Origin of the sequence: Dysosmobacter sp. Marseille-Q4140, assembly GCA_018228705.1 — a bacterium.
Taxonomy (GTDB): domain Bacteria; phylum Bacillota; class Clostridia; order Oscillospirales; family Oscillospiraceae; genus Oscillibacter.
Genome location: CP073694.1, coordinates 1,522,747 through 1,548,100, shown reverse-complemented (window position 1 = coordinate 1,548,100; position 25,354 = coordinate 1,522,747). Strand labels below are relative to the sequence as shown.

Sequence of the window (25,354 nt, the reverse complement as noted above, 5' to 3'; positions counted from 1 at the left end):
TTGCCTAAAAACAAGAAGCAATATCAAAAACGAATTTGATTGTTTCAAAATAAAACTAATTTTCTTAACAAGATATATACGCAAAGAGTTTGCACAAAACATGCACCAATACGAAACAAACTTGAGCGAAGAGATGCAGAAAAGAGCAGCGGTTTTTAAAAGGCAGACAGAGAAGAACCAATAAAGATTTGAAATGAGACATATAAAACGCGCTTTGAAGGGGGCAAACAAAAAATATTTGAGAACACCACTTGCGAAATGTGATTCGTTTTGATACACTAAAAAAGAGGTGAGCGTGTGGACAAGATCAAGATACTGACCATTGCGCCGTATCAGGAATTGGAGTATCTGGTGCGGGATATCGCAAAGGATTTTGATAACATTGAGATGTATACGTTTACAGGCTATTACAAGAATGCGATCCAATTTGCCAAGGCGTTTCCGGACAAGGAATTTGACGTGATCATCTCCCGGGGCGGTACGGCGACTTTGGTGCGGTCCTTGAATGATACGCCGGTAGTGGAGGTGGAGGTTTCCACGCTGGATCTGCTGCGGGTAATCAAGCAGGCGGTCCAATGTTCTCCCAAGGCTGCCGTGGTCAGCTATCCCGATGTGACGGCTCGTGTGGAGATGCTGGCGCAGTTTTTGCGGCTGGATATCAAAACGTTTTCCTTTGAACTGCCCGAACAGATTGAGGAGACCGTCCGGCGCTGTGTGCGGGCGGGATATCAGCTGATCGTGGGTGGTGCAGCCACCCGGGAGTATACGGTGGCGGAAGGCGCACAGTTTATGCTGATTGCATCCAGCCGGGAGAGCGTGGAGGCCAGCATCCGGCGTGCAATTGAGCAATATCACCTTATGAACAGCGTCCAGGACAGAAACCGTCTTTATCAGAGCATCGTGGATAAGAGCGACGCCGCGCTGTTCCTTTTTTCGGGAGAGAAAAACGTGCAGTACATGAATGTGGCTGCCCGGCGGATGCTGAACAGCGTAGACCGGCTTGAACAGTTCCTTGCGCGGAATATTGATGTTCTGGAGAAGAATCAGCGGCTGCATTTGCTGAAAAAAATGAATAACGACGTCTATGAAGTCAACGGCAATGCCATCATGATCCGCCAGCAGCCCCATTATCTTTTCGAGCTGCATTTTCGGTCTGCGGGGTGCCGGGTAGCCTCTGTGGCCCAGATCGAAAACCCGGAGGAAATCCGACGCAGCCAACAGCTTTTGGGCTCCAGTGAGCTATACCTGCGCCCTCTGGCAAAGGCCATTCAAACGGCCGGTGAATCCATGCTGCCGGTACTGATCCAGGGGGAGGTGGGGACCTGCAAAGGCCTGGTGGCCCGGAAGATCCACGGACAGCAAGTCGGGGAGATCACCAGCCTGATTTGCCTGCGCTGCGGCGACCTGACGGAGAAAAACTGGAATCTCCTGCTGAACAACGCCGACTCGCCCATTCATGCCATGCATTATACGGTGTATCTCGACCACGTGGACGCCCTGACGCCGGAGCTTCAGCGGCAGGTGTCCGCCTATATCGAGGACAGCAAAATGACACGCCGGCACCGTCTGATCAGTTCTAGCTGCTGCGACCTGTCCGCCGAGGTGGCCAGGGGGCGATTTTCGAGCCGGCTCTATATGCAGCTGAGCGGCTTTACCATCAATGTGCCGTCCCTGGCCCAGCGCCGGGAGGATATTCCTGCATTTGTTAACCGGATGCTTCCCCAGCTCAACACCCTTTTGTCCAAGTCCGTGGTGGGAATGGAGCCGGATGCAATGGAGCTGATGACGCGCTTCGATTGGCCGCTGAATCTGGTTCAGCTGGAGAAAGTCCTGCGGCAGATCATGGCGGCGCCTGTCTCCTTTTATATTTCTGCTGAGGAGGTGCAGGCTGTTTTGAGCAACGAGGAGCGAAAAACGGCGGCGGCTTCCTTTGACTTGTCAGGCACGCTGGAGGACATTGAACGGCGCGTTATACAACAGGTCCTCAAAGAGGAGAATATGAATCAATCTGCCGCCGCAAAACGGCTGGGGATCGGACGCAGTACACTGTGGAGGAAGATCTCTGCCGGAGAAGGGCAGCGTTCAAATTAAGAGCGATGACAAGTAAAAGAGCCACCGGAGAGGGGATCCCTCTCCGGTGGCTTTTTGCGGTTGACCGCCGGAGCGACGAGGCCGGCGGTGTTGTGTGTGGAGCATTTTACCCAGAGCGGCGGTATGCCGGGGACTTTGCTGGCGGTATGCGGGCAAGCGGCAGCCAAAAGTGAATGAACGGGAAACCGGCGTCGCAGAAAGTGTCTTAAAACAGCTCCCGTGTGAAAGAGATTTCCTGCGGGGGCGACGGTCTGCTGCCGGGCGTCAGGGCAGCTCCAGCTGGTCCAGCTGGGAGAGGATCTCCCGCTGGCGCTCGTAGAACAGCAGCTCCTTGTTGTGGGCGAAGTAGGCCTCGCAGCCGTAGCGGCTGATGAACCGGGCGGCGCTGGGGTCCATGGTCAGCTCCGTCACCAGGATCAGCATCTCCTGGCCGTCTCCAAAGACCGCCTCGCAGAAGCCGAACAGGTGGGTCAGCTGGGCTCCGGCTGCCTCCGCCCGGCGCTTCATGTCCGCCACGGCGCCGTCGAAGTCCGCCTTGACGGCGGCAAAGGGATCGTCCGGGGCCTTGGCGGCCAGCTGTTTGTGCCTGCGCAGAGCCGCCATGGTCCGCTCCCGGGCCCGCTCCTGCTCCTGGGACAGGCTGCCGGCCCGGCGGGCGCTGTCCAGAAGGGACTGCTGGGCCGAGAGCTGGGCGTCCAGCAGGGCCTGGATGTCGGCGTCCGGCGACGCCATCCCAGCCTTCACGGCCCGCAGGGCCTCCAGCAGCAGACGGAGGGCGTCCTCCGTCTCCGCCACGGCGCGCAGGGGGCGGACGGCCGCGTCCAGCAGCAGCCCCAGCAGGGACAGCCGCTCGTCGAACTTGGCGGCCTTGGCCCGCTTCTTCACGGCGGCGGGGGCCTTGCCGGCGAGGATCTTGTCCACCTGATAGTCACTGCGGTATTTGTTGAACAGGTCGTAATAGATGGCGAACTCCTTGGCGATGCGGGGGTTTTGCAGATACTGGCCCACCAGCTTCTCATCTACGGGCAGGCCGTTCTTCTCATACAGGTGCAGCATCTGGCTCAGATCGTCCCAGCCCCGGGCGGTGACGAACTGCTTGCCGCTGACGGTGGACTCCACCTTGTAGAAATCCCCCTTGCGGATCTCCAGGTAAGTCAGCACCGCCGGGTGGACGCCCTTTTGCAGGGCGAAGGACTTCCAGGCGTCGAAGTCCGGCTCCACGTCGATGCGCTTGAGCCGGTCCCAGGTGACGATGTCGAACTCCCGAACGGACTTGTTGTACTCCGGCGGATTGCCGGCGGTGACCACGATCCAGCCGTCGGGTACCCGGTGGCGGCCGAAGATCTTGTACTGCAGAAATTGCAGCATGGAGGGGGCCAGGGTCTCGGATACGCAGTTGATCTCGTCCAGGAACAAAATGCCCTCCCGCTTGCCGCTCTCCTCCATGGTCTCGTAGATGGCGGCGATGATCTCGCTCATGGTGTACTCGGAGACCTGGTACTCCTTGCCGTCAAAGACCTTCTTCTCGATGAAGGGCAGGCCCAGGGCACTCTGGCGGGTGTGGTGGGTCATGGAGTAGGACACCAGGGCCACGTCCAGCTCCTGGGCGATCTGCTCCATGACGGCGGTCTTGCCGATGCCCGGCGGGCCCATCAGAAATACAGGGCGCTGCTTCTCCGGACGGACGGCATAGCGGCCGAACTCGTCCTTGGTGAAGTAGGCGGTCATGGCGTTTTTGATCTGTTCCTTGGCTTCTTGGATGTTCATATCCTGCATCCCGGCTTTCTGTGTAAGATGTTGGTTGATTTCAAAGGGAGAACTCCGCCTCCGGGTCGGCTGCGGCGCCCAGCTGCCGCCCCCGGTCCAGCAGGAGGGCGGCGGCCTCCGTCAGGCGGCGGGAGAGCAGCAGCTCCACCGCCTCCGGGCATCCGGCGCGGTCCAGCACCCCCAGCTCCAGCAGGCGCTCTAGGCGGGCGTGGAGCTGGGGACTGTCCGTCAGGGGCAGCTTTTGGCGCAAAAAGGCGGCGTACCGGTCCATGCTGCGGAGGTGGCCGTAGGCGTGGTCACCCTGAAGGGCGTAGAAGTCCCGGTAGGAGAGGCCTTCCAGAACGGAGAGCCCGTAGAGCAGCCGCTCCAGGCCGGAGAAGCGGCGGTCGGGGGAGTAGAGGGCGGCGATATCCGCCTCGTAGTCCGCCGCTGCCGCGGTATAGCCCAGGCACAGGGCGTATTCCAGCTGCTTGAGCCGCCCGCCGCACAGGGCGCAGAGGCACACGTCCTGGCGGCCGTAGCCGGCGCTGCGCTCGATCACGTCCTCCATCAGCTCCAGCAGCCGCCCGTAGTCGTCCAGGGCAAAAAAGGGAACCATCCGGGGAGCGGAGAATACCATCAGCTCCGGTGGCAGCGGCGCGCCGGAGCGGAGGTCCATGGCGATCCGGGTGAGGAAGCGGGTGTCGTCCCCGGCACCGCCCGCCAGCCACGCCAGCAGCTCCCCCAGACCCAGCAGGTCCGCCCGGCCCTCGTAGCGCAGGGACCGCAGTCGGGGCAGGGCCCCCAGGCCGTAGAGGGCGGTCACATGGGCGGGGACGGTCAGCTCCTCCACGGCCTCCCAGGCGGGGGCCGGGACAAGGCGCACCACCGCCTCCGGGGCGGTCACCTCCGCCCGGATGCCGTGGACCGCAAGAGGCGGGGAGATGGGACGCATGGCGGGACCTCCTTGCTCACAGTGAGAATTCTGACTCCGGATCTGCTGCCGGGGCGCCGCCCAGGGCCAGCAGGCAGGCGGTGGCGTCGGTCAGACGGGCCCGGGCCAGCAGCTCCGCCGCCTCGGACCGGACGGCGGGCCCCAGCAGCCCCGCCGCCTCCAGGGAGACCAGCAGCGACCGCAGCTCCTCCGTATCCTCCAGGTGCAGCTGGCCGGAGAGAAAGTCCAGGTAGGCCGTCCAGCTGCGCATATGGTGGTAGCCGTGGGGACCGTCGGCGGTGTAGAAGGTCTCGTAGGAGTTCCCCAGGCCCAGGGCCAGGGCGTAGAGCAGCTGCTGCCGGGGGGTGGGGCGGGCTGCTCCGTAACAGGACGCCGTCTGGGCGGAGTAGGGCGGATCCGCGGCGGAGCAGCCCATGGAAAAGGCGTACTCCAGGTGCTTAAGGGCCGCGTAGCTGCGGCAGAGGATCACGTTCATCCGGGCGGAGTCCTGGCGGCCGTTGCTGCACGCCGCCAGATCGTCGATGGCCGCCAGCAGCCGCCCGTAGGCGGGCAGGGCCTGGGGCGGCCGCAGCCGGGGGGCGAAGATAGCCGTGAGGGTGCCGCTCATGGGCGGCGCCGCCAGCAGGTTGGTGGCCAGGCGGTGGAGGAGCACCTCGTCGTCCTCCGTGTCCCCGGCCAGCCAGGCGATGCCCTCCTCCAGGCCCAGCACGTCGCCGCCGCCCAGGCACTCCACCGTTCGCAGGCCGCTCAGCCGCTCCAGGCCGGAGAAGCTGCGGATCCTCTCCGGGATCACCAGCGTCTCCACGCCGCCCAGGCCCGCGGCGTCCTCGGCCCGCAGACACACCACGGGGCCCGGGGCGGCCACCGCAGCCCTGGTCCCCTCGATCCGGAGGGGGCCCTGTTCCCTTGTCTCCATGGTCAGATCTCCTCGCTTTGCAGCACCAGCTTGATGGCCCACACCGGTACGTCGGGGTCCAGGCCCTCGTCGCCCACAAAGACGAAGGCGGCGTCGTAGTCTGGCTTGCGCTCCGGGAAAATGCCCGCTCCGTCGGTGAAGTAGATCATCCCCCGCAGGTTGGTGAAGGCCCCGTCGCGGATCAGCTGGTCCACGTACTGGAACACCGGCCGGAAGTCCGTGCCGCCGAAGCCGTGGAGCTCCATATGGGCCAGGTAGTCCTCAAAGTCCCTCTGGCAGGTGATGTGGGCGTCCTCCTGGATCTGGGCGTCGCACTGGATGATGTGGAGGTTGATCTTGGTGAAGAAGTTCTCCTGCTGGCGCAGGATGTTGTAGGTCTTGGTGACGAACCGCTGGACCAGGTCCCCGCTGACGGAGCCGGAGGTGTCGATGGCCACCACGAACTCCCGGATGCGGCGGACCTCCTTGTACTCCAGGGGCTCCACCAGGGGCATGTTGCCGTAGAGGGAGAGACCGTAGGTGTAGAAGATGTAGTCGAACTCGTCGTTGTTGACCTGCACCACCTCGCCCAGGGACATATAGCGGCGCAGGAAGTCAGCGTAGTCGTAGTGCTCCCGGGTCACGGGCCGCAGGCTCTGGACCAGGGACCCGGCGTCCAGGCCGTGGCGGCGGGAGGCGGTCTCCAGATCCACCTGGATCCGGCGGCTGATCTCCTTCCAGGCCTTTTCCAGCTCCTTCCGCTCCTCGGTCCCGGAGGGGGGATCCTGCTTGCGGCGGGCGCTGGACCCGCCCCGGCCCTGCTTGTCCCGGGCGGGGATGCCGCCCTCCGGCGGGGGTTCCTGTCCCTCGCCTCCGGCGCTGGACCCGCCCTTGACGGGCAGATACCAGGCCCGGTGGTCGTCCGCCAGGAAGGGCTGGCGCAGCTGGGCGGTCTGGTCCGGGCGCAGGTTCTGGTCCAGGAAGTGGCGGTAGAGCTTTTCTGCCGTCAGGGGGTGGACCTGCTCCGCCAGGGCCGCCAGGGTCTCCTCCTGGGCCCTGTCCCGCCGGCAGGCGGCGCAGGGCAGGTCCAGGTCCCGGATGGCGGCCTCCACAGCGATGTCGCAGGCCAGATCCCAGCACCGGCGGTCGATGCCGGGGCCGGTGAAGAGGTGGTGGAACACGCAGTGGAGCACCATGTGCAGATAGTCCCGCACCGGGCGATTCTGCTCCTGGCGGTAGGCGTTGAGCAGGTAGTAGACATCGTAAAAGAGCTTCTGGCCGTCGGTGGCCAGGGTGCCGGGATAGGAGACGGGGGTGAACCGGCTCAGGGCCAGGTCCAGAAACCGCAGGTGCACCAGAAGGGTGCTCCGAGCCAGATCCAGCACCTCCCGGGCCAGGCCGTCCGCCCGGCGGAAGGCCGCCACATGATCCTCCATGTCCCCTCACCGTCCTTTCCGCCGCCGGAGCGGGTCCGGCGGACACAGGTCTATGGTAGCACGCCCTCCGCTCCATTGCAAGGGCGGGCGTCTTGCGCCGCCGGGCGGGACATGATATGATACCAAAAAACCATTGTTGGAGTGAGACCATGAAGAAACTGGTCATCGGCATCCTGGCCCACGTGGACGCGGGCAAGACCACCTTGTCCGAGGCACTGCTCTATGAGAGCGGCGCCATCCGCCGCCTGGGCCGGGTGGACCACAAGGACGCCTTTCTGGACACCGACGCCATGGAGCGGGAGCGGGGCATCACCATCTTCTCCAAGCAGGCGGTGCTGCCCCTGGAGGACACGGAGGTGACGCTGCTGGATACGCCGGGCCACGTGGACTTCTCCGCCGAGACGGAGCGGACGCTGCGGGTGCTGGACTGCGCCGTGCTGGTCGTCAGCGGCACCGACGGTGTCCAGGCCCACACCCGGACGCTGTGGCGGCTGCTGGAGCGGTACGGCGTGCCGGTATTGCTGTTTGTCAACAAGATGGACCTGGCCGGGGCGGATCGCACGGCGGTGCTGGAGGAGCTGCGCCGGCGGCTTTCCTCCGGGTGCGTGGACTTCGGTGCCGCCCCGGAGCAGGTGGCCGAGGAGGCCGCCGTGTGCGGCGAGGCGGCCCTGGAGCAGTTCCTGGATACCGGCGCCGTGACGGACGGGACGCTGCGGCAGCTGGTGGGGGAGCGGGCGCTGTTCCCTTGCTTCTTCGGCTCGGCGCTGAAGCTGGAGGGCGTGAAAGATCTCCTGGAGGGGCTGGAGCGGTACGCCCCAGCCCCGGCCTATCCGGCGGAGTTCGGCGCCCGGGTGTACAAGATCTCCCGGGACGGCCAGGGCGCCCGGCTGACCCATCTGAAAGTCACCGGCGGCACGCTGCGTGTGAAGGATCTGCTCCGGGGCCCCGGCGGCGCCTGGGAGGAGAAAGCGGACCAGCTGCGCATCTACTCCGGCGCCAAATTCAAGACCGTGGAGGAGGCCCCCGCCGGGACGGTGGTGGCTGTCACGGGCCTGAGCCGCTCCCTGCCTGGGGAGGGCCTTGGGTTCGAGGGCCAGTGGACCGGGCCGGTGCTGTCCCCGGTGCTGACCTATCAGGTGCAGCTGGCGGAGGGCACGGACCCCCACACCGCCCTTATGAAGCTGCGGCAGCTGGAAGAGGAGGACCCCCAGCTCCACGTCTCCTGGAGCGAGGCGGCGAAGGAACTGCGGGTGCAGCTGATGGGCGAGGTGCAGCTGGAGATTTTGGGCCGGCTGCTGCGGGACCGGTTCGGCATGGAGGTGACCTTCGGCACCGGCGCCATCTTGTACCGGGAGACCATCGCCGCCCCGGCCGTCGGCATCGGCCACTTCGAGCCTCTGCGCCACTACGCGGAGGTCCATCTGCTGCTGGAGCCCCTGCCCCGGGGCAGCGGACTGGTGTTCGCCTCCCGCTGCCCGGAGGACCAGCTGGACCGGAACTGGCAGCGGCTGATTTTGACCCATCTGGCGGAGAAGGAGCACCTGGGCGTGCTGACCGGCTCCCCCATCACGGATCTGAAGATCACCCTCCTGGCGGGCCGGGCCCACGACAAGCACACCGAGGGCGGCGACTTCCGCCAGGCCACCTACCGGGCGGTGCGCCAGGGGCTCATGTCGGCTCAGAGCGTACTGCTGGAGCCCTGGTACACCTTCCGGCTGGAGCTGCCCGCCGCCCAGGTGGGCCGGGCCATCAGCGACCTCCAGCGGATGAACGGCGAGACGGACCCGCCGGAGACCTTCGGCGAGGAGACGGTCCTCACCGGCGCGGCGCCGGTGGCGGCATTGCGGGATTACGCCCGGGAGGTCACGGCCTACACCCGTGGCCAGGGGCGGCTCTTCTGCCAGAACGGGGGCTACCGCCCCTGCGCCGACCAGGAGGCCGTGGTGGAGGCCCTGTGCTACGACCCGGACCGGGACGTGGAGAACACCGCCGACTCGGTGTTCTGCGCCCACGGCGCGGGGTACAACGTCAGGTGGGATCAGGTGCCCGCTATGGCCCACGTGTCCAGCGGCGTGTCCCTGGAGGAGGAAGAGGTGCCGGAGGACACGGCGCCCCGGCCCCGGCGGGCCATGGACTACGCCGGGACCCTGGCCCAGGACAAGGAATTGCAGTCCATCTTCGAGCGGACCTACGGCCCGGTGAAGCAGCGCTCCTTCCAGCCGCCGCCCAAGCCCCGGCGGCCAGTATCTGGGGAGACGGACGAAAAGCGGTCGATCCCGCCCCGGCCCACGGGGCCGGAGTATCTGCTGGTGGACGGGTACAACATCATCTTCGCCTGGGACGAGCTGAAGGCCATCGCCCGGGAGAACCTGGACGCTGCCCGGAAGGCCCTGTGCGACATCCTCTGCAACTACCAGGGCTACCGCAAGTGCCGGGTGATCCTGGTGTTCGACGCCTACAAGGTCAAGGGCGGCCAGGGCAGTGTGGAGAAGTACCACAACATCCGCCTGGTCTACACCAAGGAGGCCGAGACGGCGGACGCCTATATCGAGCGGGCCACCTATGAGATCGGAAAGCACCACCGGGTGCGTGTGGCCACCTCCGACGGGCCGGAGCAGCTCATCATCCTGGGCCACGGGGCATTGCGGCTGTCGGCCTCCGCCTTCCGGGCGGAGGTGGAGGAGGTCCAGGGCCGGATCGCCGACGTGCTGGAGCAGAACAACCGCGCCGCCGGGGCGAGACCGGTCCGGGCGGCTCTGGAAAAGGCCCAACAGGAAAAGGAGGATGCCACATGATCACCCTGTTGACCGCAGCCCTGACCCTCACCGCCTGTACGCTGGCGCGGTGGTATCTGGAGCGGCCGGGGCGCCGGGAGCGCAGCGCCCTGGGCGGGCGGATCAAGCTGACGGCCCTTTGGAACAGGGGCGCCGCCTTCGGCCTGCCCCTGGGCCGGGAGGCGCTGATGGTCCTCTCCGCCCTGGTGCTGGGCGTGACGGTGCTCTTTCGCCGCCGGAGCCCCTTCGGCGCCGGGCTGGTGCTGGGCGGCGGGCTCAGCAACCTCTGGGAGCGGCTGCGGTACGGGAAGGTGCTGGACTACCTGCGCTTCCCCGCCGCGCCGGGAAAGCTGAAGAAGTACGTCTACAACCTGGCGGACCTGGCCCTGTTCCTGGGCGCCCTTTGGCTGGCCCTGTTTCCCCGGGAGAAATAAGTAAATGGAAACGCCTCCGCGGACAACAGTCCGCGGAGGCGCTTTTTTGTCTTGGCTCAGGTCAGCAGCTCCCAGCCCATCTTCAAAAACAGCAGTCCCAGCACCACGAAGATCATCCGCCGGACCTTGGTGCTGCCGCCCCGGATGGCGTACCGGGCGCCGCACCAGTTGCCCGCCACGCAGCACACCACCGCCGGCACTGCCAGCTGCCAGTAGACCTTCCCGCCGGCGATCCACACCACGGCGGAGGCCACATTGGAGGCCAGGTTGGCGGCCTTGGCGCAGCCGGAGGCCGTCAGCAGGTCCATGCCCAGCACCAGGGTGAAGGCCAGGATCATGAACGTGCCGGTGCCGGGGCCGATGAGCCCGTCATAGGCGCCCATGCAAAGGCCGATGAGTGCGCTCAGCGCCGCGTGCTGCCGGGGCGTCCAGCGGTCGCTCCGGGTCTGGCCCAGGTCCCGCTTCCACACCATCACCGCCGCCGCCACGGGCAGGGCCGCCAGCACGCAGGCCTGGAGCACCTGCTCGGAGCACCACAGGGCCAGCCGGGCCCCCAGAGCGCCGCCGGTCAGAGCGCCCGCCGCCGCCAGCACGGCGGTCCGCAGCTCCACCTTGCCGCTGCGCAGGTACCGCCAGGCGGCGGTTCCGGTGCCGATGGCGTTGACCACTTTGTTGGTGCCGGCAGCCAGGTGGACCGGCACCCCCACAAAGAGGTAAGCCGGCAGAGAGATCAGCCCGCCGCCCCCCGCCACGGAGTCCACGAATCCCGCCAGGAACAGCATGGGGCACACCAGCAGGCACATATGAAAAAAGGAATCCACAGTCCTCACATTCCCTCCCAAAAAACTCACGGCGCCTATTGTAGCATATTTTTTCCACCGTGACAATCGGTTTGGCTTGACAAGGAGCGGAGTGGTCCTGTATACTAACTGTACTAATACGGATAGTACAATTTTGCCCATTTTCTTTATATTTTATTAACACCACTTGACAACGGGTAAAATTGTGTTATTGTATTAAGCAACTAAGACAATAACACAGAAAGACGGACGACCCACTGCCAATGGAAAAGTGCCTGGGATTTTACAGAGAATTGACCGGGGCGCCCCACGGATTTGATGGCCGTGGTGTACCATAGGGACGGGATCTTCCGAGAGATGAAGAAATTTGCCCATGCGGATCGTAATAGAGACAAAGAGAGCGAAGGAGGCACAGCCATGAAAATCCTCATTACCACAGATTGGTACGCGCCGGCGGTGAACGGCGTGGTGACCTCCGTGAAGAATCTGCGCCGGGAGCTGGAGGCCCTGGGCCACGAGGTCCGGATCCTGACGCTGTCGCCGGACCTGCGGTCGGAGGCGGCGGCGGGGATTACCCGCATCGGCTCCATCGGCGCCGGGCGTGTCTATCCCGGGGCCCGGCTGCGGACCGCGCTGGCGGGCCGGTGGGTGCGGCAGCTGGTGGAATGGGGACCCGACGTGGTTCACTCCCAGTGCGAGTTCTCCACCTTCTTCCTGGCCCGGCGCATTGCCGAGGAGCTGAACGTGCCCCTGATCCATACCTACCATACGGTGTATGAGGACTACACCCACTATTTCTCCCCCAGCGTCCGCTGGGGCCGCCGGGCGGCGGCGGTGTTCAGCCGCTGGATCACCGGCCAGACCGACTGCATCATTGCCCCCACCGGCAAGGTGCGCCAGCTGCTGCTGGGCTACGGAGTGACCCGGCCGGTGGTGGTGATCCCCAGCGGCATTGACCTGCGGCGGTTCCGCCGCCCCCGGGACCCTATGGCGGAGACGGTGCTCCGGGCCAGCCTGGACATTCCGGCGGACCGGACAGTGCTGCTGTTCGTGGGACGGCTGGCGGCGGAGAAGAATGTGGAGGAGCTGCTCGCCGCCCGCAAGGCCCTGGGAGACAAGCCTGTGACGCTGCTGCTGGTGGGAGACGGTCCCCACCGCCCGGCCCTGGAGGCCCGGGCGGCGGAGCTGGGCCTGGACGCCCCGGACGTGATCTTTGCCGGGCAGGTGCCGCCGGACCAGGTGGCCGACTGGTACCGCCTGGGCACGGTGTTCGTCAGCGCCTCCACCAGTGAGACCCAGGGCCTGACCTATGCGGAGGCCCTGGCCGCCGGGCTGCCGGTTCTGTGCCGGGCGGACCCCTGCCTGGACGGGGTCATCCGCCAGGGGGAGAACGGCTGGCAGTACCGCACGGAGGAGGAGTTCCTCCGCCGTGTGGAGGAGATCCTGGACGATCCCGCCCGGGCGGCGGAGCTGCGGCCCACCGCCGCAGCATCGGCGGAGCCCTTCTCGGCGGAGCGCTTCGCCCGCCGGGTGGAGCGGGTCTATCTGGATCAGATCAGCCGCCGGAGCGCGGCGGAAAGAGAGGTGTCCGCATGACCAAGAGCGTGGAGAGGACCGCCCTGCGGGCGGCGTCCTTGTGTGGGCTTGTGATCTGCGTGGTGACGGCGGTGTGGGCCTGGCGGATGGGCTTTTTGACCTCCCAGGAGAGGCTGCAGGCCCTGGTGGCCGGCTGCGGCGCCGCCGGGGCGCTGGTATTCGTGGCGTTCCAGGCGGTGCAGGTGGTGGTACCCATCCTGCCCGGCGGCCTGGGGTGCCTGGCGGGGGTACTGCTGTTCGGCGCCGTCAACGGCTTTTTTTATAATTACATCGGCATCTGCGTGGGGTCCCTGCTGGCCTTCGCCATTGCCCGCAACTGCGGCAAGCCCCTGCTGAGCCTGCTGTTTTCCGAAAAGACCATTCAAAAATACAGCGCCTGGACCGAGGACCGGGGCCGCTTTTCCAAGATGTTCGCCTGGGCCATCTTCCTGCCGGTGGCGCCGGACGATTTCCTTTGCTACCTGGCGGGCACCACGGAGATGAGCTGGCGGCGCTTCACCGCCATCATCCTGCTGGGCAAGCCCTTTGCCATCGCCCTGTACAGCCTGGGGCTGACGGTGGCATGGCAGCATGTGACGGCCATGTTGGCCTGAGAGAACGAAACGGATAAAAGGAGGCACGATATGCGGATCTGCATATACAGCGGCGGTGAGCGCCTGGTGGCCAAAAGCGGCGTGGGCCAGGCCATCCGCCATCAGCGGGAGGTGCTGCGCCGGGCGGGCGTGGAGACTACGGACCGCTGGAGCAGCGATACCTGGGCCGTCCATATCAACACGGTGCTGCCGGACATCCTGCCGGCGGTGCTCTGGGCTCGGCTGACGGGGCGGAAGGTGGTCTGCTACGGCCACTCCACCATGGAGGATTTCCGCCGCTCCTTCCGGGGCTCTGACGCCCTGGCCCCTCTGTTCCGGCGGTGGATCACCTTCTGCTACGGGCTGGGGGACGTGGTGCTGACCCCCACGGAGTACTCCCGCTCCCTGCTGGAGAGCTATGGGCTGAGGCGCCCGGTCTACGCCATCTCCAACGGCGTGGACACGGACTTCTTTGCACCAGACCCGGGCCTGCGGGAGGCGTTCCGGCGCCGCCGCGGTCTGCGGGACGGTGAGAAGGCCGTGGTCTCCGTGGGCCATCTCATCGCCCGCAAGGGCCTGCCGGAGTTTGCGGATCTGGCCCGGCGGATGCCGGACGTCCGCTTTATCTGGTACGGCTGGACGGACCCCCGCCTGGTGCCCGCCGAGATCCGGCAGGTGCTGGACACGGCGCCGGAGAATCTGGAGTTCCCCGGCTACGTGGGCCGGGAGGAGCTGCGGGAGGCCTACTGCGGCGCCGATGCCTTTGCCTTCCTCAGCCACGAGGAGACGGAGGGCATCGTGGTGCTGGAGGCCCTGGCCTGCGGGATCCCGACGGTGCTGCGGGATATCCCGGTGTACAACGGCTGGCTGGAGGACAGGAAAAACGTCTACAAGTCCGCCGATCAGGAGGGGTTCCGGCGGACGCTGGAGGGCATCCTCTCCGGCTCTCTGCCGGACCTGACGGCGGCGGGACGGGCCGTGGCCGAGGAGCGGAGTCTGGAAGCCGTGGGGCGGCAGCTGCGGGAGATCTACCGCAGGGAGAACATCCTGCCTCTGCCGGCGCCGGCCCACGCCCAGGCATGAGGCGGATACAGGAGCAAAGGACAAGCGCGCGGCGAAAGCCGCGCGCTTTTTTGCTCATACCAGCCGCACCTGATAGGTCCGTAGCCAGTGGTCCAGCTGGAGAAAGTAGGCGATGGTCTGGGGGGTGGTCATCAGCTGGCCGTACCAGGGCTGGGCGTCCCGGCGGACCAGCAGGGCTTCCAGAGCCTCCCGCCGCACCAGGTCCAGCAGGGGAGAGGTATTGTCCGCCAGCACCTTCCGCAGCTGCCCGGATACCAGCTCCAGATACAGGGGGTGGACAGTCTTGGGATAGGGGCTCTTCTTCCGCTCCAGCACCTCCCGGGGCAGCCACGGCGCCGCCGCGGCGCGCAACAGCCCCTTTTCCTGGCCGCCCAGGTCCCGCAGCTCCGGCGGGACGTTGTAAAGGTACTGGGCGATCCGCCAGTCGCAGAAGGGGACCCGGACCTCCAGGGCGCTCCACATGCTCATCCGGTCCTTCCGGTCCAGCAGGGTCTGCATGAACCAGTTCATGTTTAGATGCATCAGCTGCCGGGCCCGGCGCCGGGCTGGACCGTCCTCTGGCAGGCAGTCCGCCTGGGCCAGGGGGGACCGGCAGCGGGCGCGGACGAATTCCTCCGCATCCAGCCCCTCCGCCCACTCCGGCGAGAGGAAGGAGGTCCGCCAGGCGGTGGACCGGGCCCAGGGGAACTCCCCGGCGGCCGGAGGATCCCGGAACCAGGGGTAGCCGCCGAAGATCTCGTCGGCGCACTCGCCGGACAGGGCCACCGTCACATCCCGGCGGACCCTGCGGCAGAACAGCAGCAGCGAGGCGTCGATATCCGCCATGCCCGGCAGGTCCCGGGCCTGGGCGGCCTCATCCAGGGCGCCGGCCACCTGGGCCGGGTCCAGCACCGCGGCGGTGTGACGGCAGCCCAGGAAATCCACCATGGTCTGGATGTAGGGTCCGTCCTGAGAGGGCTGGAAGTGCCCGGCGGTGAAATAGCGGCCGTTGTCCCGGTAGTCCACGGAGAAGGTCCGCAGTTCCTCGCCCCGCTCGCCCAGGGCCCTGGAGGCCACGGCGCTGATGATGCTGGAGTCCAGCCCGCCGGAGAGGAAGGTGCCCACCGGCACGTCGGACACCAGCTGGCGGCGGATGGCGTCCTCCACCAGAAAGCGCACGTGGGCCACGGTTTGGGCCTCATCCTCCGTATGGGGCTCCGCCCGGAGGGACCAGTACCGCCGCAGATGCAGCCCCCGGCGGGAGAAGGTGCCGCACTGGCCCGGCAGCAGCTCCCGGACATTGCGGAACACGCCGCAGCCCGGTGTCCGGCCGGGGCCCAGGAGAAGAAGCTCCGCCGCTCCCTCCCGGCCCAGCTCCGGCGGCACCGCCGGATGGCGTACCAGGGCCTTCAGCTCCGAGGCGAACACCAGTCCTCCGTCGGGGAGCAGGGAGAAGAACAGGGGCTTCACCCCCATCCGGTCCCGGGCCAGGAACAGCGTCTCCCCGTCCTCCTCCCACACGGCGAAGGCGAAAATGCCGTTGAACCGCTCAGGGCAGGCCTCGCCCCACTCCAGATAGGATTTGAGCACCACCTCCGTGTCGGAGCGGCCCTGAAAGGTCCAGCCCCGGTCCGTCAGCTCCCGGCGCAGATCTTCCGTGTTATACAGCTCTCCGTTGTAGACCAGCCGGCAGGGCCCTGCCGGCCCCTCTCCGCCCATGGGCTGGCGGCCGCCCTCCCGGTCCACTACGCACAGCCGGGTGTGGGCCAGCAGGGCGTGGGGGGAGCGGTACAGCCCCTCCTGGTCCGGGCCCCGCCGCCGCAGCGCCGCCTGCATGGCCTCGATGACCTCCGCCTGCGTCCGCAGGTCCCGCGTGTAGTCGATTTCTCCCGCAATCCCGCACATGGGAAACACCTCCTGAAAAAATAGCAGGGGAGCCCCGGAAAACGGAGCTCCCCTGCTCGTTTCAGAATATGCGGCAGAGGGAAAAGGGTGACGGCGGGCTCACTGGGGCAGGGTCTGGACCACGCCCCGGGCGCAGTCCACAGAGACCATGATGCCGTCCTGGAGCCGCTGGGTGGCGCCGGTGGCGCCCACAATCACCGGCTTATCCAGGGTCAATCCCACGGTGGCGGCGTGGCTGTTGACGCCGGACTCCTCGCTGATCACCGCCGCCGCCTGCCGCAGCCAGGGCAGCAGGTCGTTGGTGGTGTAAGGCACTGCCAGCACGTCGCCGGGGTGGAACTTGGCGGCCACGTCCTCCTGGGACCGGCACACGCACAGAGGGCCGGAGGCGTTCTTGGTGCCGATGCCCACACCGTTGAGCAGGAAGCCGCCCACCAGATGGACCCGGATCATGTTGGTGGTGCCGGCCACGCCCACCGGCACGCCGGCGGTGACCACCACCAGATCGCCCTGGTGGACCAGATCCGCCTTCTCGGCGGCGCGGACGGCGAATTCCACCAGCTCGTCGGTGTTGCTGGCGTAGGGCATCATCAGCGGCACCACGCCGAAGTACAGAGACATCTGGCGGCGGACCTGCTCATCCAGCAGGCAGGCCACCACAGTGGTGGCGGGGCGGAAGCGGCTGACCATCTGGGCGGTGGTGCCCCGCTGGCTGACGGTGATGACCGCGTCGGCGCCGATGTCGGCGGCGGTGGTGCAGGCGGCGTGGGCCGTGGCCGCGGCAATGGACAGGCGGCTGGAGCCGCCCTGGCGCTTCATCCGCTTGGTGTAGTCGATCTGAGCCTCCGTCCGCAGGGCGATGGCGTCCATGGTGCGCACGGCCTCCACCGGGTACTTGCCCGCGGCGGTCTCGCCGGAGAGCATGATGGCGGAGGTGTTGTCGTAGATGGCGTTGGCCACGTCGGTGATCTCCGCCCGGGTGGGCCGGGGATGCTCCATCATGGAGTCCAGCATCTGAGTGGCGGTGATGGCGGGCTTGCCGCAGGCCACGCACTGGGCGATCATCTGCTTTTGCAGAATGGGGATCTCGGTGAAGTCGATCTCCACGCCCATGTCGCCCCGGGCCACCATGATGCCGTCGGCCACGGAGAGGATCTCGGAGAGATTGTTGACGCCGTCCTGATTCTCTATTTTGGCGATGATGCGGATTTTGGAGTCCACACTGTCCAGCAGACTGCGGATCTCCCGCACATCGGCAGCGGTGCGGACGAAGCTGGCGGCAATGAAGTCGAAGCCCTGCTCCGCGCCGAAGAGGATGTCCTCCCGGTCCCGCTGGCTCATGTAGGGCAGGGACAGGTGGACGCCGGGGATGTTGACGCCCTTGCGGTTTTTCATGATGCCGTCGTTTTCCACCTGGCAGCGGATGGTGCTGGAAGTGGTGGCCAGTACGGTCAGGCGGACCAGACCGTCGTCCAGCAAAATGGTATCCCCGGTTTTCACATCCTGGGGCAGCTCGGCGTAGGTGATGGCGCAGCGTGTCTCATCGCCCACGATATCCTCGGTGGTCAGGGTGAACTCCTGGCCGGCGTGCAGCATGACGGAGCCCTCGGCAAAGGTCTTGAGCCGGACCTCGGGGCCCTTGGTGTCCAGCATGGCGGCCACCGGCAGGTTCAGCTCCTCCCGCAGCTGCTTCAGCGCGTCCAGCCGGGCCTTGTGCTCCTCGTGGGACCCGTGGGAGAAGTTGAAGCGGGCCACGTTCATGCCGGAGAGCAGCATCTCCCGCAGAACGCCCTCCCGGTCCGTGGAGGGACCCAGAGTACACACAATCTTGGTTTTTCTCATATGGCGACCACCTTTCGAAAAGTCATGGTTATTTATTTAGCAATCGATTTTATTATAGCACAAGATCAAAAAAAGTACAGTCGCCTCGATGTAAAAAAGCAAAAAAATCCCTGGGTATTTTCACAAAGACACTGCCGCCTCCCGCGGCGGCGCGGGAGGCGGTCACCGCCTCAGTGCGTCCAGCCTGGACAGGAACGCGTTTCGGCGGAACACGATGAACTTGTATGCGCGCCCGCCCTCCATGGTGAGCGTGACGGTGGGGAAGCACAGCGCCCGTCCGGTTCCGACCGTCTGGATGCGGTCGTAGGGCAGTTCCAGACGGCGATAAAATGCGTCCGCCTGGAGCTTGTTCGTCCGGTACAGTACCCGGTCGCTTTGCAGCCAGATCGCGCCGCCCAGAACGCCCTCGTGGAAGAGACTTGCCAGGAAAACATCCTTCATACCGACCCTCCGCTTCTCTGTGGACCGCTTGACAGCGCCCTATAAAAAGCCGGGGAGGGACGTCCCTCCCCGGTATGGGCGCAGGCGTTACATGCCCAGCTTTTCCCGCAGGGCCGCGATCATCTCCTGATACTCCCCGTCGCTCAGCAGCACCGGCTCCGGGTTGGTGATGGCAAAGGCGCCGCCGAACTCAAAGCCGCCCTCGTACTTGGGGACGATGTGGAAGTGGAGATGGGGATTGGTGTCGCCGAAGGACCCCAGGTTGATCTTGGTGCAGCCCCACAGCTCCTTGACGGCGCCGGAGGCCCGGGCCAGATCCTGGGCAAAGTCCGCCAGCTCCTGGGGATCGCACTCGCACAGCTCCTTCTTGTGGTCCTTCAGGGCCAGGGCGCAGCGGCCCTTGTGGGCCTGGTCCTTGAAAAGGTACAGCACGCCGGCCTTCATCTCTCCGACCTTGAACATGATGGCCTCCCGGCCCTCGTGATGCTCGTCGCAGTAAAAGCAGCCCATGGGTATCAGCCTCCTGTCAGAATTTTGGGAAATCTTCCCCTTGCTCCTACCATACTCCAACCCGGCGCCGCCGTCAAGGAAAACGCTTGCGCCATTGCGGCGGCGGACAAAATGTGGTATGCTGGCGGCAGAAATCAGACTGGAGGCGATGGGACATGAAATTGGGCATGGTGACGGACTCCCTGGCGGAGCTGACGCTGGCGGAGGCGGCAAAGGTGTGCCGCGATCTGGGGCTGGAGCAGGTGGAGCTGGGCTGCGGCAACTGGTCTCCGGCGCCCCATGTAAAGCTGGACACCCTGACTGCGGACGCCGGGGAGCGGCGGCGATTGACGGACACCCTGGCGGAAAACGGCCTGGAGATCTCCGCCCTCAACTGTTCCGGCAACCCCCTCTTTCCCGGGGAGAAGGGAGCGCGGGACCGGGCTGTGGCGGAAAAGACCTTTACCCTGGCGGAGCAGCTGGGATTGAAGACCGTGGTGATGATGAGCGGCCTGCCCGGGGGCTGTCCCGAGGACCGGACCCCCACCTGGATCGTCACCTCCTGGCCGCCGGAGACGGAGGAGATCCTGCGCTATCAGTGGCAGGTGGCCGTCCCCGCCTGGCGGGAGCTGGCCCGGCGGGCGGCGGACCACGGCGTGGAGCGGATCGCCCTGGAATTCCACGGCTGGCAGCTGGTGTACAGTGCCGAGACCTTGCGGCGCCTGCGGGGCGAAGTGGGGGACATCCTGGGTGTGAACCTGGACCCCAGCCACCTGTTCTGGATGGGCGCGGACCCTCTGGCGGTGGCAGAGGCCCTGAGCGGGTGCATCTACCACGTCCATATCAAGGACGTGCGGCTGGAGCGCGCCGCCGGGCCCAACACCCTGCTGGACACCAAGGGCGTGCTGGAATTCGCCACTCGCTCCTGGAACTTCGTCACCCCGGGCAGCGGACACGGGGAGGACTGGTGGCGGGGGTTCCTCGCAAAGCTGAAATCGTGCGGCTACGACGGCCCCCTGAGCATCGAGCAGGAGGACTACACCATTCCCACCCGGCAGGCTTTGGAGCAGGCGGCAGCACTGCTGCAGCGGGTGCTGCCGGCATAAGACATCAAAAGCAGCAAAAGCGGCGCTTGGGACCGATCGTCCCAGGCGCCGCCTTGTGTCTCAATGGGCCAGTACCCGCCAGGCAATCCAGGTGGCAAGCGCCAGCTGGAGCACCAAAATGGCTGGCAGGCCGTACCGGAACCGCCTGTGGAGGGTCTTGTGGTGAAAGACCCGCATCCCCAGGATGGCCCCCACGCTGCCGCCCAGAATGGCCAGCAGAAACAGCGTTTTTTCCGGCACCCGGCGGACGGCCTCGTTTTTTGCCTTGCGCTTGGCCTTCCACTTGTCCAGGCCGAACACCAGGAAGGCCGCGGCGTTCACGGCGATCAGCCAGATCCACAGCAGGGGCCAGAAATCGCCCAGTACCACAAAGCCGGTGACCGTGGTGCCCTCCGGCAGAAACAGACTCTTTTCCATGGGAGTTCTCCTTCAAAAAAACGGACTGGCCGGGTTTCCGGCCAGTCCAGTGTAGCAGAGGATTCAGTTTTTGGCAAGTTTGCTGAGCTCCCCGGCGGTCTTGGCCGCCAGGGCGGCGTTGTTGTACACCAGCTGGATGTTGCTGGCCAGGGAGTCGCCGCCGGTCAGGTCCTTGATCTTGGCCAGCAGGAAGGGCGTGGTCTCCTTGCCGTGGATGCCCAGGGCCCGGGACTCCGCGATGGCCTCGTCGATGGCCTTGTTGATGACCTCGTGGTCCATGGAGTATTCCTCCGGGATGGGGTTGGTCACCAGCATGCCGCCGCCCAGACCCATGTCCTGCTTGACGAAGAAGGTCCGGGCCAGCTCCTCCGGGGTGTCCAGCCGGTAGTCCACCTTGAAGCCGGACTTGCGGGTGTAGAAAGCGGGCAGCTCCTCCGTTCCGTAGCCGATGACGGGCACGCCGTGGGTCTCCAGATACTCCAGAGTCAGCCCCAGGTCCAGGATGGACTTGGCACCGGCGCAGATCACCATGACGGGGGTGTGGGCCAGCTCCTCCAGGTCGGCGGAGATGTCCATGGTGGTCTCTGCGCCCCGGTGGACGCCGCCGATGCCGCCGGTGGCGAACACGCTGATGCCCGCCAGGTGGGCGATGATCATGGTGGTGGTGACGGTGGTGGCGCCGTCCATCCCCTTGGCCACCAGCACCGGCAGATCCCGGCGGCTGGCCTTGGTGACAGCGGTGCCGGTCTTGCCCAGGTAGTCGATCTCCTCAGGGCTGAGACCAGCCTTTAGGCGGCCGCCCAGCACGGCGATGGTGGCGGGCACGGCGCCGTTTTCCCGGATGATCTTCTCCACGTTCAGCGCCGTCTCCACGTTCTGGGGATAGGGCATGCCGTGGGAGATGATGGTGGACTCCAGCGCCACCACGGGACGGCCCTCCGCCAGGGCCTGCTGCACTTCGGGGGCGATGTCCAGATACTTGTTGAGATCCATGGTAGATTCCTCCAAATTCAAATGGTTGTATCAGATCGTGTTTCGAAGGCCGGCCCGCTGTTCCAGGGCGCCGGCGCTGAGGGCGGGGTTGATGGTCTCCCGGCTCTCCATGGCGATGGCGGAGGCGGCAAGGCCCGCCCGGGCGGCGTGCTCCAGGTCCGCCTGGCGCAGGTGGGACCACACCAGGGCCGCCATGAAGGCGTCGCCGCAGCCGGTGGTGTTGACCATATCGGCGGCGGGAGCGGGCAGCAGGACCCGTCTCTCATGGTCGGCGGCGTAGACGCCCTCTGCCCCCAGGGAGATGAACACCTGCTTTAGGCCCGTATCCAGCAGGGCCCCGGCGGCCTGTTCCAGGCTGGCCCGGTCCGTGATGGTCACGCCAGAGAGAAGCTCTGCCTCGATCCGGTTGGGCTTGAGGGTGTGGAGCTTTCCCAGCACCGGCCGGAGCTTGACCGCCTTGGCGGTGGACACCGGATCGGCGAAGATGGGCGCCGTGCAGGTCTCTGCCAGGAAGCGGATGCTCTCCTCCGGAAGATTGGTGTCGATGACCACCGCCTCGCTGCCGGAGAGCAGCTTCATCCGGCCGGAGAGGACCTGAGGCGTCAGGTAGCGGTAGATGTCCATGTCGCTGACCGCCAGGGCCATGTCCCCCTCGGGGCCGTTGATGAAGAGGTAGGTGGAGGTCCGCCCGCCGGGGATCACCGGGGACTGGGAGATGTCGATGCCCAGCTCCGCGCAGCTGCCGGCGATCTTCTGGGCGTTGGCGTCGTCGCCGAAGGCGGTCACCAGCCGCACGTCCAGGCCCAGCAGGCTCATGTTGTGGGCGATGTTGCGGCCCACGCCGCCCAGGCTCATCCGCACCTCGCCGGGGTTGGAGTCCCGGGGCACCAGTTCCCGGAAGGGTCTGCCGCCGATATCCACGTTGACCCCGCCCACCACGGTGACATAGGAGGGAGTGCGCAGGATGTAGCCCTTGCCGGTGATGTAGCCCTTTTTCATCAGGTTGGAGATGTGGACTGCCGCGGAGGACCGGGTGATGCCGGCCTTGTCCGCCAGCTCCTGCTGGGAGATCATGGGGTTTTCCGCGATCCAGTTCAGGATCTGCCGTTCCCGCTGGGTCATGGCACCACCTCCGTAAACAAAAATTTATAAAAATAATCTTATGCTTATTTTACCTGACTTTTTGGGTTTGTCAATCCCTGTTTTTCCGCCGCCGGTCCCGCCGGCCGAGCCGATGGTCCGCCGACACTGGACGGCGGCTGGAAAATCCCCTATACTGAGAGCGAGAAAGGGGGGAGGACTGTGGAGATCAAGGTGGTGGTGGATCCGGCGGAGACCGGCATCCGGGTGGAGGTCCGCGCCCCCGCCATGACACCGGAGGTGGAGGCCCTGCTGGAGCGGCTGTCCCGGGAGGGACCGGAGACCCTGCCGGGATTCCGGGACGGGACGGCGGTGCTCCTGGCGCCGCCGGACATCCTCCGGTTTTACGGGGAGGACAAGGCGGTGCTGGCCCAGACGGCGGACGGCGTCTACACGGTCCGCCAGCGGCTCTACGAGCTGGAGCAGCGGTTCGCCCCCCTCCGGTTCGCCCGGATCTCCCACTCGGAGATCGTGAATCTGAACAAGGTGACGGCGCTGGACCTGACCCTCACCGGCACCATCCGGGTGACGCTCTCGGACGGGACCGTGTGCTGGGCCTCCCGCCGGTATGTGCGCAGGATCAAGGAGGTGCTGGGCCTGTGAGAGAGTGGTTGAAGATGCCCCTGAACCGTCAGCGGGCGGCCTGGGGTGTGGGCATGGGCCTGGGAGCCATGGCCCTGGTGCCCCTGGCGGTGGTCTGGCTCAACAGCCTCAGCGTGCTGCCGGGGGATCCGCTGCTGGTGCGCCCGGCAGTGCTGGCGGCCCTGGGCTGGCCCTGGGGCGCTCTGCTGGCGCTGGAGCTGGCTCTGGGCTTTGGCTTCGGCGCGTCCGTGGGTCTGGCGGTGCCGCCTATGGAGGGCTCTGGCCGCGCCGTGGCGGGGCGGACGGCGGTCCATCTGCTGGCCTCCTCGGCGCTGTTTGCCGGGATCTGCTGGGTGTGCGGCCTGCCGCCCCGGAACTGGCAGGGATTGACGCTGCTGCTGGGCCTCTACTGGCTGATGTATCTCACCGTGTGGCTGCTGCGCTGGCTGCGCTGGCGGACGGAGTTGGAGGGCATCCGCCGGGAGCTGGGCCTTGCGGCCCCGGAACCGGCGGGCGGGCCTCTCCAGGTGCGGCCCCTGGCGCCCTACCTGCTGCTGGCGGGGGCCCTGGAGCTGGCGGTGCCGCCGCTTTTCCGGCTGGTGGAGGGGGGCAGCGATGTTCCGGTGCTGACGGGACTGTTCTACCCCTACCTGCTGCTGCCCTTCGCGTGCCTGGCCGTGGGCTGGGCGGCGGGACGGCGGCGGGGCCTGGGCCTGGTACTGCCGGTGATCTGCGCGGCGCTGACGGTGCCCCACGTGTTCCTGCTGTACAATGAGAGCGCGCTGTTCCAGGCGGGCGTGGCCGCGGGGTTTGCCCTGGCGGGCAATCTGGCCGGTGCGCTCCGGCGGCGGGTAAAAAGAGGCCGTGCCCACGAGGCGCCGTGAGGCGGCGCTGTACGGCGGCACGGGAAAGACGCTGACTGCCGCCCTGGGTGCCGGCACCGAGCCCCGGACTTTTTGCTCCGAAATGAATATTCCCGGAACCAAATCGCCGCCCTCTGCGTCTGAATAGACAAAGAGGGCGGCGGCCGCGCTGTCCGGAACGGGGCCGGGCCTGAGAGAATCGGCCGGTCCCGTGGAGCAAAGGAGGATCTTGCCATGAAAAAATGGTGCTTGTTTTTATGCGTATACGCCTGCCCGTGCCTGCTGGCGGCCTGCGCCGCCGACGGCGCTCCCACTTTGGAGGAAACACCTGCGGAGGAGACAGCGGAGAGCACCGTGGTGTGCCGCGTGATTTCAGAGCTGGAGGGCGGCTCCCTGATCTTGGCAGAGCAGGGCCGGGACGCCGGGCTCTACACCCTCTCCTTGGCGGACAAGGCCGTCACGCTGGACGGGGCGGATTTTGACCCGGCGGCGCCGGGGGCGTATCAGGCCCTGCCCGGGGAGTCCCTGGCGGGGACCACGGTGACCGTGACCTTTTCCAGCGGCATCCAGGAGTCCTGGCCCATGGGCTTTTCCGGTGTCACCGCCCTGGACTTCTCCACGGAGGACTTCGACGACACCTGCCGGCTGTACCTGGACGTGCTGGAGGATCTGTGGAACGCGGACGGCGCCCTCAATGAGAACCTCACGGAGCTGGCACTGGACCTGACCACCACCGGCCTTACCGGCAGCGAGCGGGAGGCGGTGGCCTACGCCTTCGGCGCAGCCCACGGGCTCATGGCCATGGAGGCGACGTTTGAAGAGCTGGTGGACCAGGGCTATGTCGGTGCCACGCCGCTTCCTGCCTCCGGGTCGGGGGAGGAGGCCGAAGCCCCGGAGCACTTTTTCTATGAATGGGAGGACGGGTGCCTGTTCTCCATCACGGAGGGGGATGAGCCGGTGATCTTCAACGAGGCGGCCATGGGTCCCCAGACCGGCGACGAAGTCCACTATGAGGGCATCCGCTTCAACGCCGGAAAGTGGCGGACCTCCCTGGCGGCCTATATCTTCTCCAACTGCACCGCCGTCCGGACGGCGGGCGGCGCCTGGGGCGATTACACGGTAGAGGCGGAAATGGTGGCCTGAAATGACGGAAAAATCCGCTTTCCTCTTGTAAAAGATTCCCGGATGGAGTATAATACTCTATTATTGTCCAGC

General features: G+C 66.0%; 22 protein-coding genes. 10 read left to right on the top strand and 12 right to left on the bottom strand.

What is annotated here, in order from left to right:
* Window positions 1-297 precede the first annotated feature (297 nt).
* Window positions 298-2,091: a sigma-54-dependent Fis family transcriptional regulator gene (locus KFE19_07865; protein ID QUO39380.1), complete on the top strand. Its 1,794-nt coding sequence runs from the start codon at window positions 298-300 to the stop codon at window positions 2,089-2,091.
* A gap of 264 nt (window positions 2,092-2,355) precedes the next feature.
* On the opposite strand, the gene KFE19_07860 is transcribed toward KFE19_07865, so the two are convergent.
* Genes KFE19_07860 through KFE19_07845 form a run of 4 tightly spaced genes read right to left on the bottom strand, consistent with a single transcriptional unit; the run spans window position 2,356 to window position 7,123 of the window.
* Window positions 2,356-3,858 carry an AAA family ATPase gene (locus KFE19_07860; protein QUO39379.1) on the bottom strand — a complete coding sequence of 501 codons (1,503 nt, stop codon included), beginning with the start codon at window positions 3,856-3,858 and terminating at the stop codon, window positions 2,356-2,358.
* A gap of 40 nt (window positions 3,859-3,898) precedes the next feature.
* Window positions 3,899-4,792 (bottom strand): hypothetical protein, encoded by an 894-nt coding sequence (locus KFE19_07855; GenBank protein QUO39378.1) that lies wholly within the window; start codon window positions 4,790-4,792, stop codon window positions 3,899-3,901.
* Window positions 4,793-4,808: 16 nt separating this feature from the next.
* On the bottom strand, window positions 4,809-5,708 hold the full coding sequence (locus KFE19_07850) for a hypothetical protein (protein ID QUO39377.1): 900 nt from the start codon (window positions 5,706-5,708) through the stop codon (window positions 4,809-4,811).
* 2 nt (window positions 5,709-5,710) lie between these two features.
* Window positions 5,711-7,123: a metallopeptidase gene (locus KFE19_07845; GenBank protein ID QUO39376.1), complete on the bottom strand. Its 1,413-nt coding sequence runs from the start codon at window positions 7,121-7,123 to the stop codon at window positions 5,711-5,713.
* Between the two features lie 149 nt (window positions 7,124-7,272).
* On the opposite strand from KFE19_07845, the gene KFE19_07840 reads away from it, so the two are divergent.
* On the top strand, window positions 7,273-9,918 hold the full coding sequence (locus KFE19_07840) for a TetM/TetW/TetO/TetS family tetracycline resistance ribosomal protection protein (GenBank protein QUO39375.1): 2,646 nt from the start codon (window positions 7,273-7,275) through the stop codon (window positions 9,916-9,918).
* The gene (locus KFE19_07835) at window positions 9,915-10,331 is read left to right on the top strand and encodes a signal peptidase II (GenBank protein ID QUO39374.1); all 417 of its coding nucleotides are present in this window, start codon (window positions 9,915-9,917) and stop codon (window positions 10,329-10,331) included. Before KFE19_07840 ends, KFE19_07835 begins: the two co-directional genes overlap by 4 nt.
* A gap of 56 nt (window positions 10,332-10,387) precedes the next feature.
* On the opposite strand, the gene KFE19_07830 is transcribed toward KFE19_07835, so the two are convergent.
* Window positions 10,388-11,134 (bottom strand): sulfite exporter TauE/SafE family protein, encoded by a 747-nt coding sequence (locus KFE19_07830; protein QUO39566.1) that lies wholly within the window; start codon window positions 11,132-11,134, stop codon window positions 10,388-10,390.
* Between the two features lie 414 nt (window positions 11,135-11,548).
* On the opposite strand from KFE19_07830, the gene KFE19_07825 reads away from it, so the two are divergent.
* Genes KFE19_07825 through KFE19_07815 form a run of 3 tightly spaced genes read left to right on the top strand, consistent with a single transcriptional unit; the run spans window position 11,549 to window position 14,382 of the window.
* A complete protein-coding gene (locus tag KFE19_07825) occupies window positions 11,549-12,727 on the top strand; it encodes a glycosyltransferase family 4 protein (protein QUO39373.1) in 1,179 nt (392 codons plus the stop codon).
* Window positions 12,724-13,320: a TVP38/TMEM64 family protein gene (locus KFE19_07820; protein ID QUO39372.1), complete on the top strand. Its 597-nt coding sequence runs from the start codon at window positions 12,724-12,726 to the stop codon at window positions 13,318-13,320. Before KFE19_07825 ends, KFE19_07820 begins: the two co-directional genes overlap by 4 nt.
* 30 nt (window positions 13,321-13,350) lie before the next feature.
* Window positions 13,351-14,382 carry a glycosyltransferase gene (locus tag KFE19_07815; GenBank protein QUO39371.1) on the top strand — a complete coding sequence of 344 codons (1,032 nt, stop codon included), beginning with the start codon at window positions 13,351-13,353 and terminating at the stop codon, window positions 14,380-14,382.
* Between the two features lie 54 nt (window positions 14,383-14,436).
* On the opposite strand, the gene asnB is transcribed toward KFE19_07815, so the two are convergent.
* From asnB to KFE19_07795, 4 genes are all read right to left on the bottom strand, one after another.
* Window positions 14,437-16,266 (bottom strand): asparagine synthase (glutamine-hydrolyzing), encoded by a 1,830-nt coding sequence (asnB, locus tag KFE19_07810; protein ID QUO39370.1) that lies wholly within the window; start codon window positions 16,264-16,266, stop codon window positions 14,437-14,439.
* A 99-nt stretch (window positions 16,267-16,365) separates the two neighbouring features.
* Complete coding sequence (gene pyk, locus KFE19_07805) at window positions 16,366-18,108, bottom strand: pyruvate kinase (protein ID QUO39369.1); 1,743 nt, start codon at window positions 18,106-18,108, stop codon at window positions 16,366-16,368.
* Between the two features lie 162 nt (window positions 18,109-18,270).
* Window positions 18,271-18,549, bottom strand: a complete 279-nt coding sequence (locus tag KFE19_07800) for a hypothetical protein (GenBank protein ID QUO39368.1) — start codon at window positions 18,547-18,549, stop codon at window positions 18,271-18,273.
* Window positions 18,550-18,636: 87 nt separating this feature from the next.
* Window positions 18,637-19,065 carry an HIT family protein gene (locus KFE19_07795; GenBank protein QUO39565.1) on the bottom strand — a complete coding sequence of 143 codons (429 nt, stop codon included), beginning with the start codon at window positions 19,063-19,065 and terminating at the stop codon, window positions 18,637-18,639.
* A 149-nt stretch (window positions 19,066-19,214) separates the two neighbouring features.
* On the opposite strand from KFE19_07795, the gene KFE19_07790 reads away from it, so the two are divergent.
* The gene (locus KFE19_07790; GenBank protein ID QUO39367.1) at window positions 19,215-20,144 is read left to right on the top strand and encodes a sugar phosphate isomerase/epimerase; all 930 of its coding nucleotides are present in this window, start codon (window positions 19,215-19,217) and stop codon (window positions 20,142-20,144) included.
* A gap of 60 nt (window positions 20,145-20,204) precedes the next feature.
* On the opposite strand, the gene KFE19_07785 is transcribed toward KFE19_07790, so the two are convergent.
* The 3 genes from KFE19_07785 to KFE19_07775 form a co-directional block, all read right to left on the bottom strand.
* Window positions 20,205-20,561, bottom strand: a complete 357-nt coding sequence (locus tag KFE19_07785) for a DUF1294 domain-containing protein (GenBank protein QUO39366.1) — start codon at window positions 20,559-20,561, stop codon at window positions 20,205-20,207.
* A gap of 63 nt (window positions 20,562-20,624) precedes the next feature.
* On the bottom strand, window positions 20,625-21,554 hold the full coding sequence (locus KFE19_07780; GenBank protein QUO39365.1) for a pseudouridine-5'-phosphate glycosidase: 930 nt from the start codon (window positions 21,552-21,554) through the stop codon (window positions 20,625-20,627).
* Between the two features lie 30 nt (window positions 21,555-21,584).
* Window positions 21,585-22,676: a winged helix-turn-helix transcriptional regulator gene (locus tag KFE19_07775; GenBank protein QUO39364.1), complete on the bottom strand. Its 1,092-nt coding sequence runs from the start codon at window positions 22,674-22,676 to the stop codon at window positions 21,585-21,587.
* A gap of 180 nt (window positions 22,677-22,856) precedes the next feature.
* Here KFE19_07775 and KFE19_07770 point away from each other — a divergent pair, with 180 nt between their 5' ends.
* The 3 genes from KFE19_07770 to KFE19_07760 all read left to right on the top strand — a co-directional run bounded on the left by KFE19_07770 (window position 22,857) and on the right by KFE19_07760 (window position 25,282).
* Complete coding sequence (locus KFE19_07770) at window positions 22,857-23,297, top strand: LytTR family transcriptional regulator DNA-binding domain-containing protein (protein QUO39363.1); 441 nt, start codon at window positions 22,857-22,859, stop codon at window positions 23,295-23,297.
* A complete protein-coding gene (locus tag KFE19_07765) occupies window positions 23,294-24,160 on the top strand; it encodes a hypothetical protein (protein ID QUO39362.1) in 867 nt (288 codons plus the stop codon). The genes KFE19_07770 and KFE19_07765 overlap by 4 nt, the downstream gene beginning before the upstream one ends.
* Before the next feature lie 213 nt (window positions 24,161-24,373).
* Window positions 24,374-25,282, top strand: a complete 909-nt coding sequence (locus tag KFE19_07760; protein ID QUO39361.1) for a hypothetical protein — start codon at window positions 24,374-24,376, stop codon at window positions 25,280-25,282.
* Window positions 25,283-25,354 lie beyond the last annotated feature (72 nt).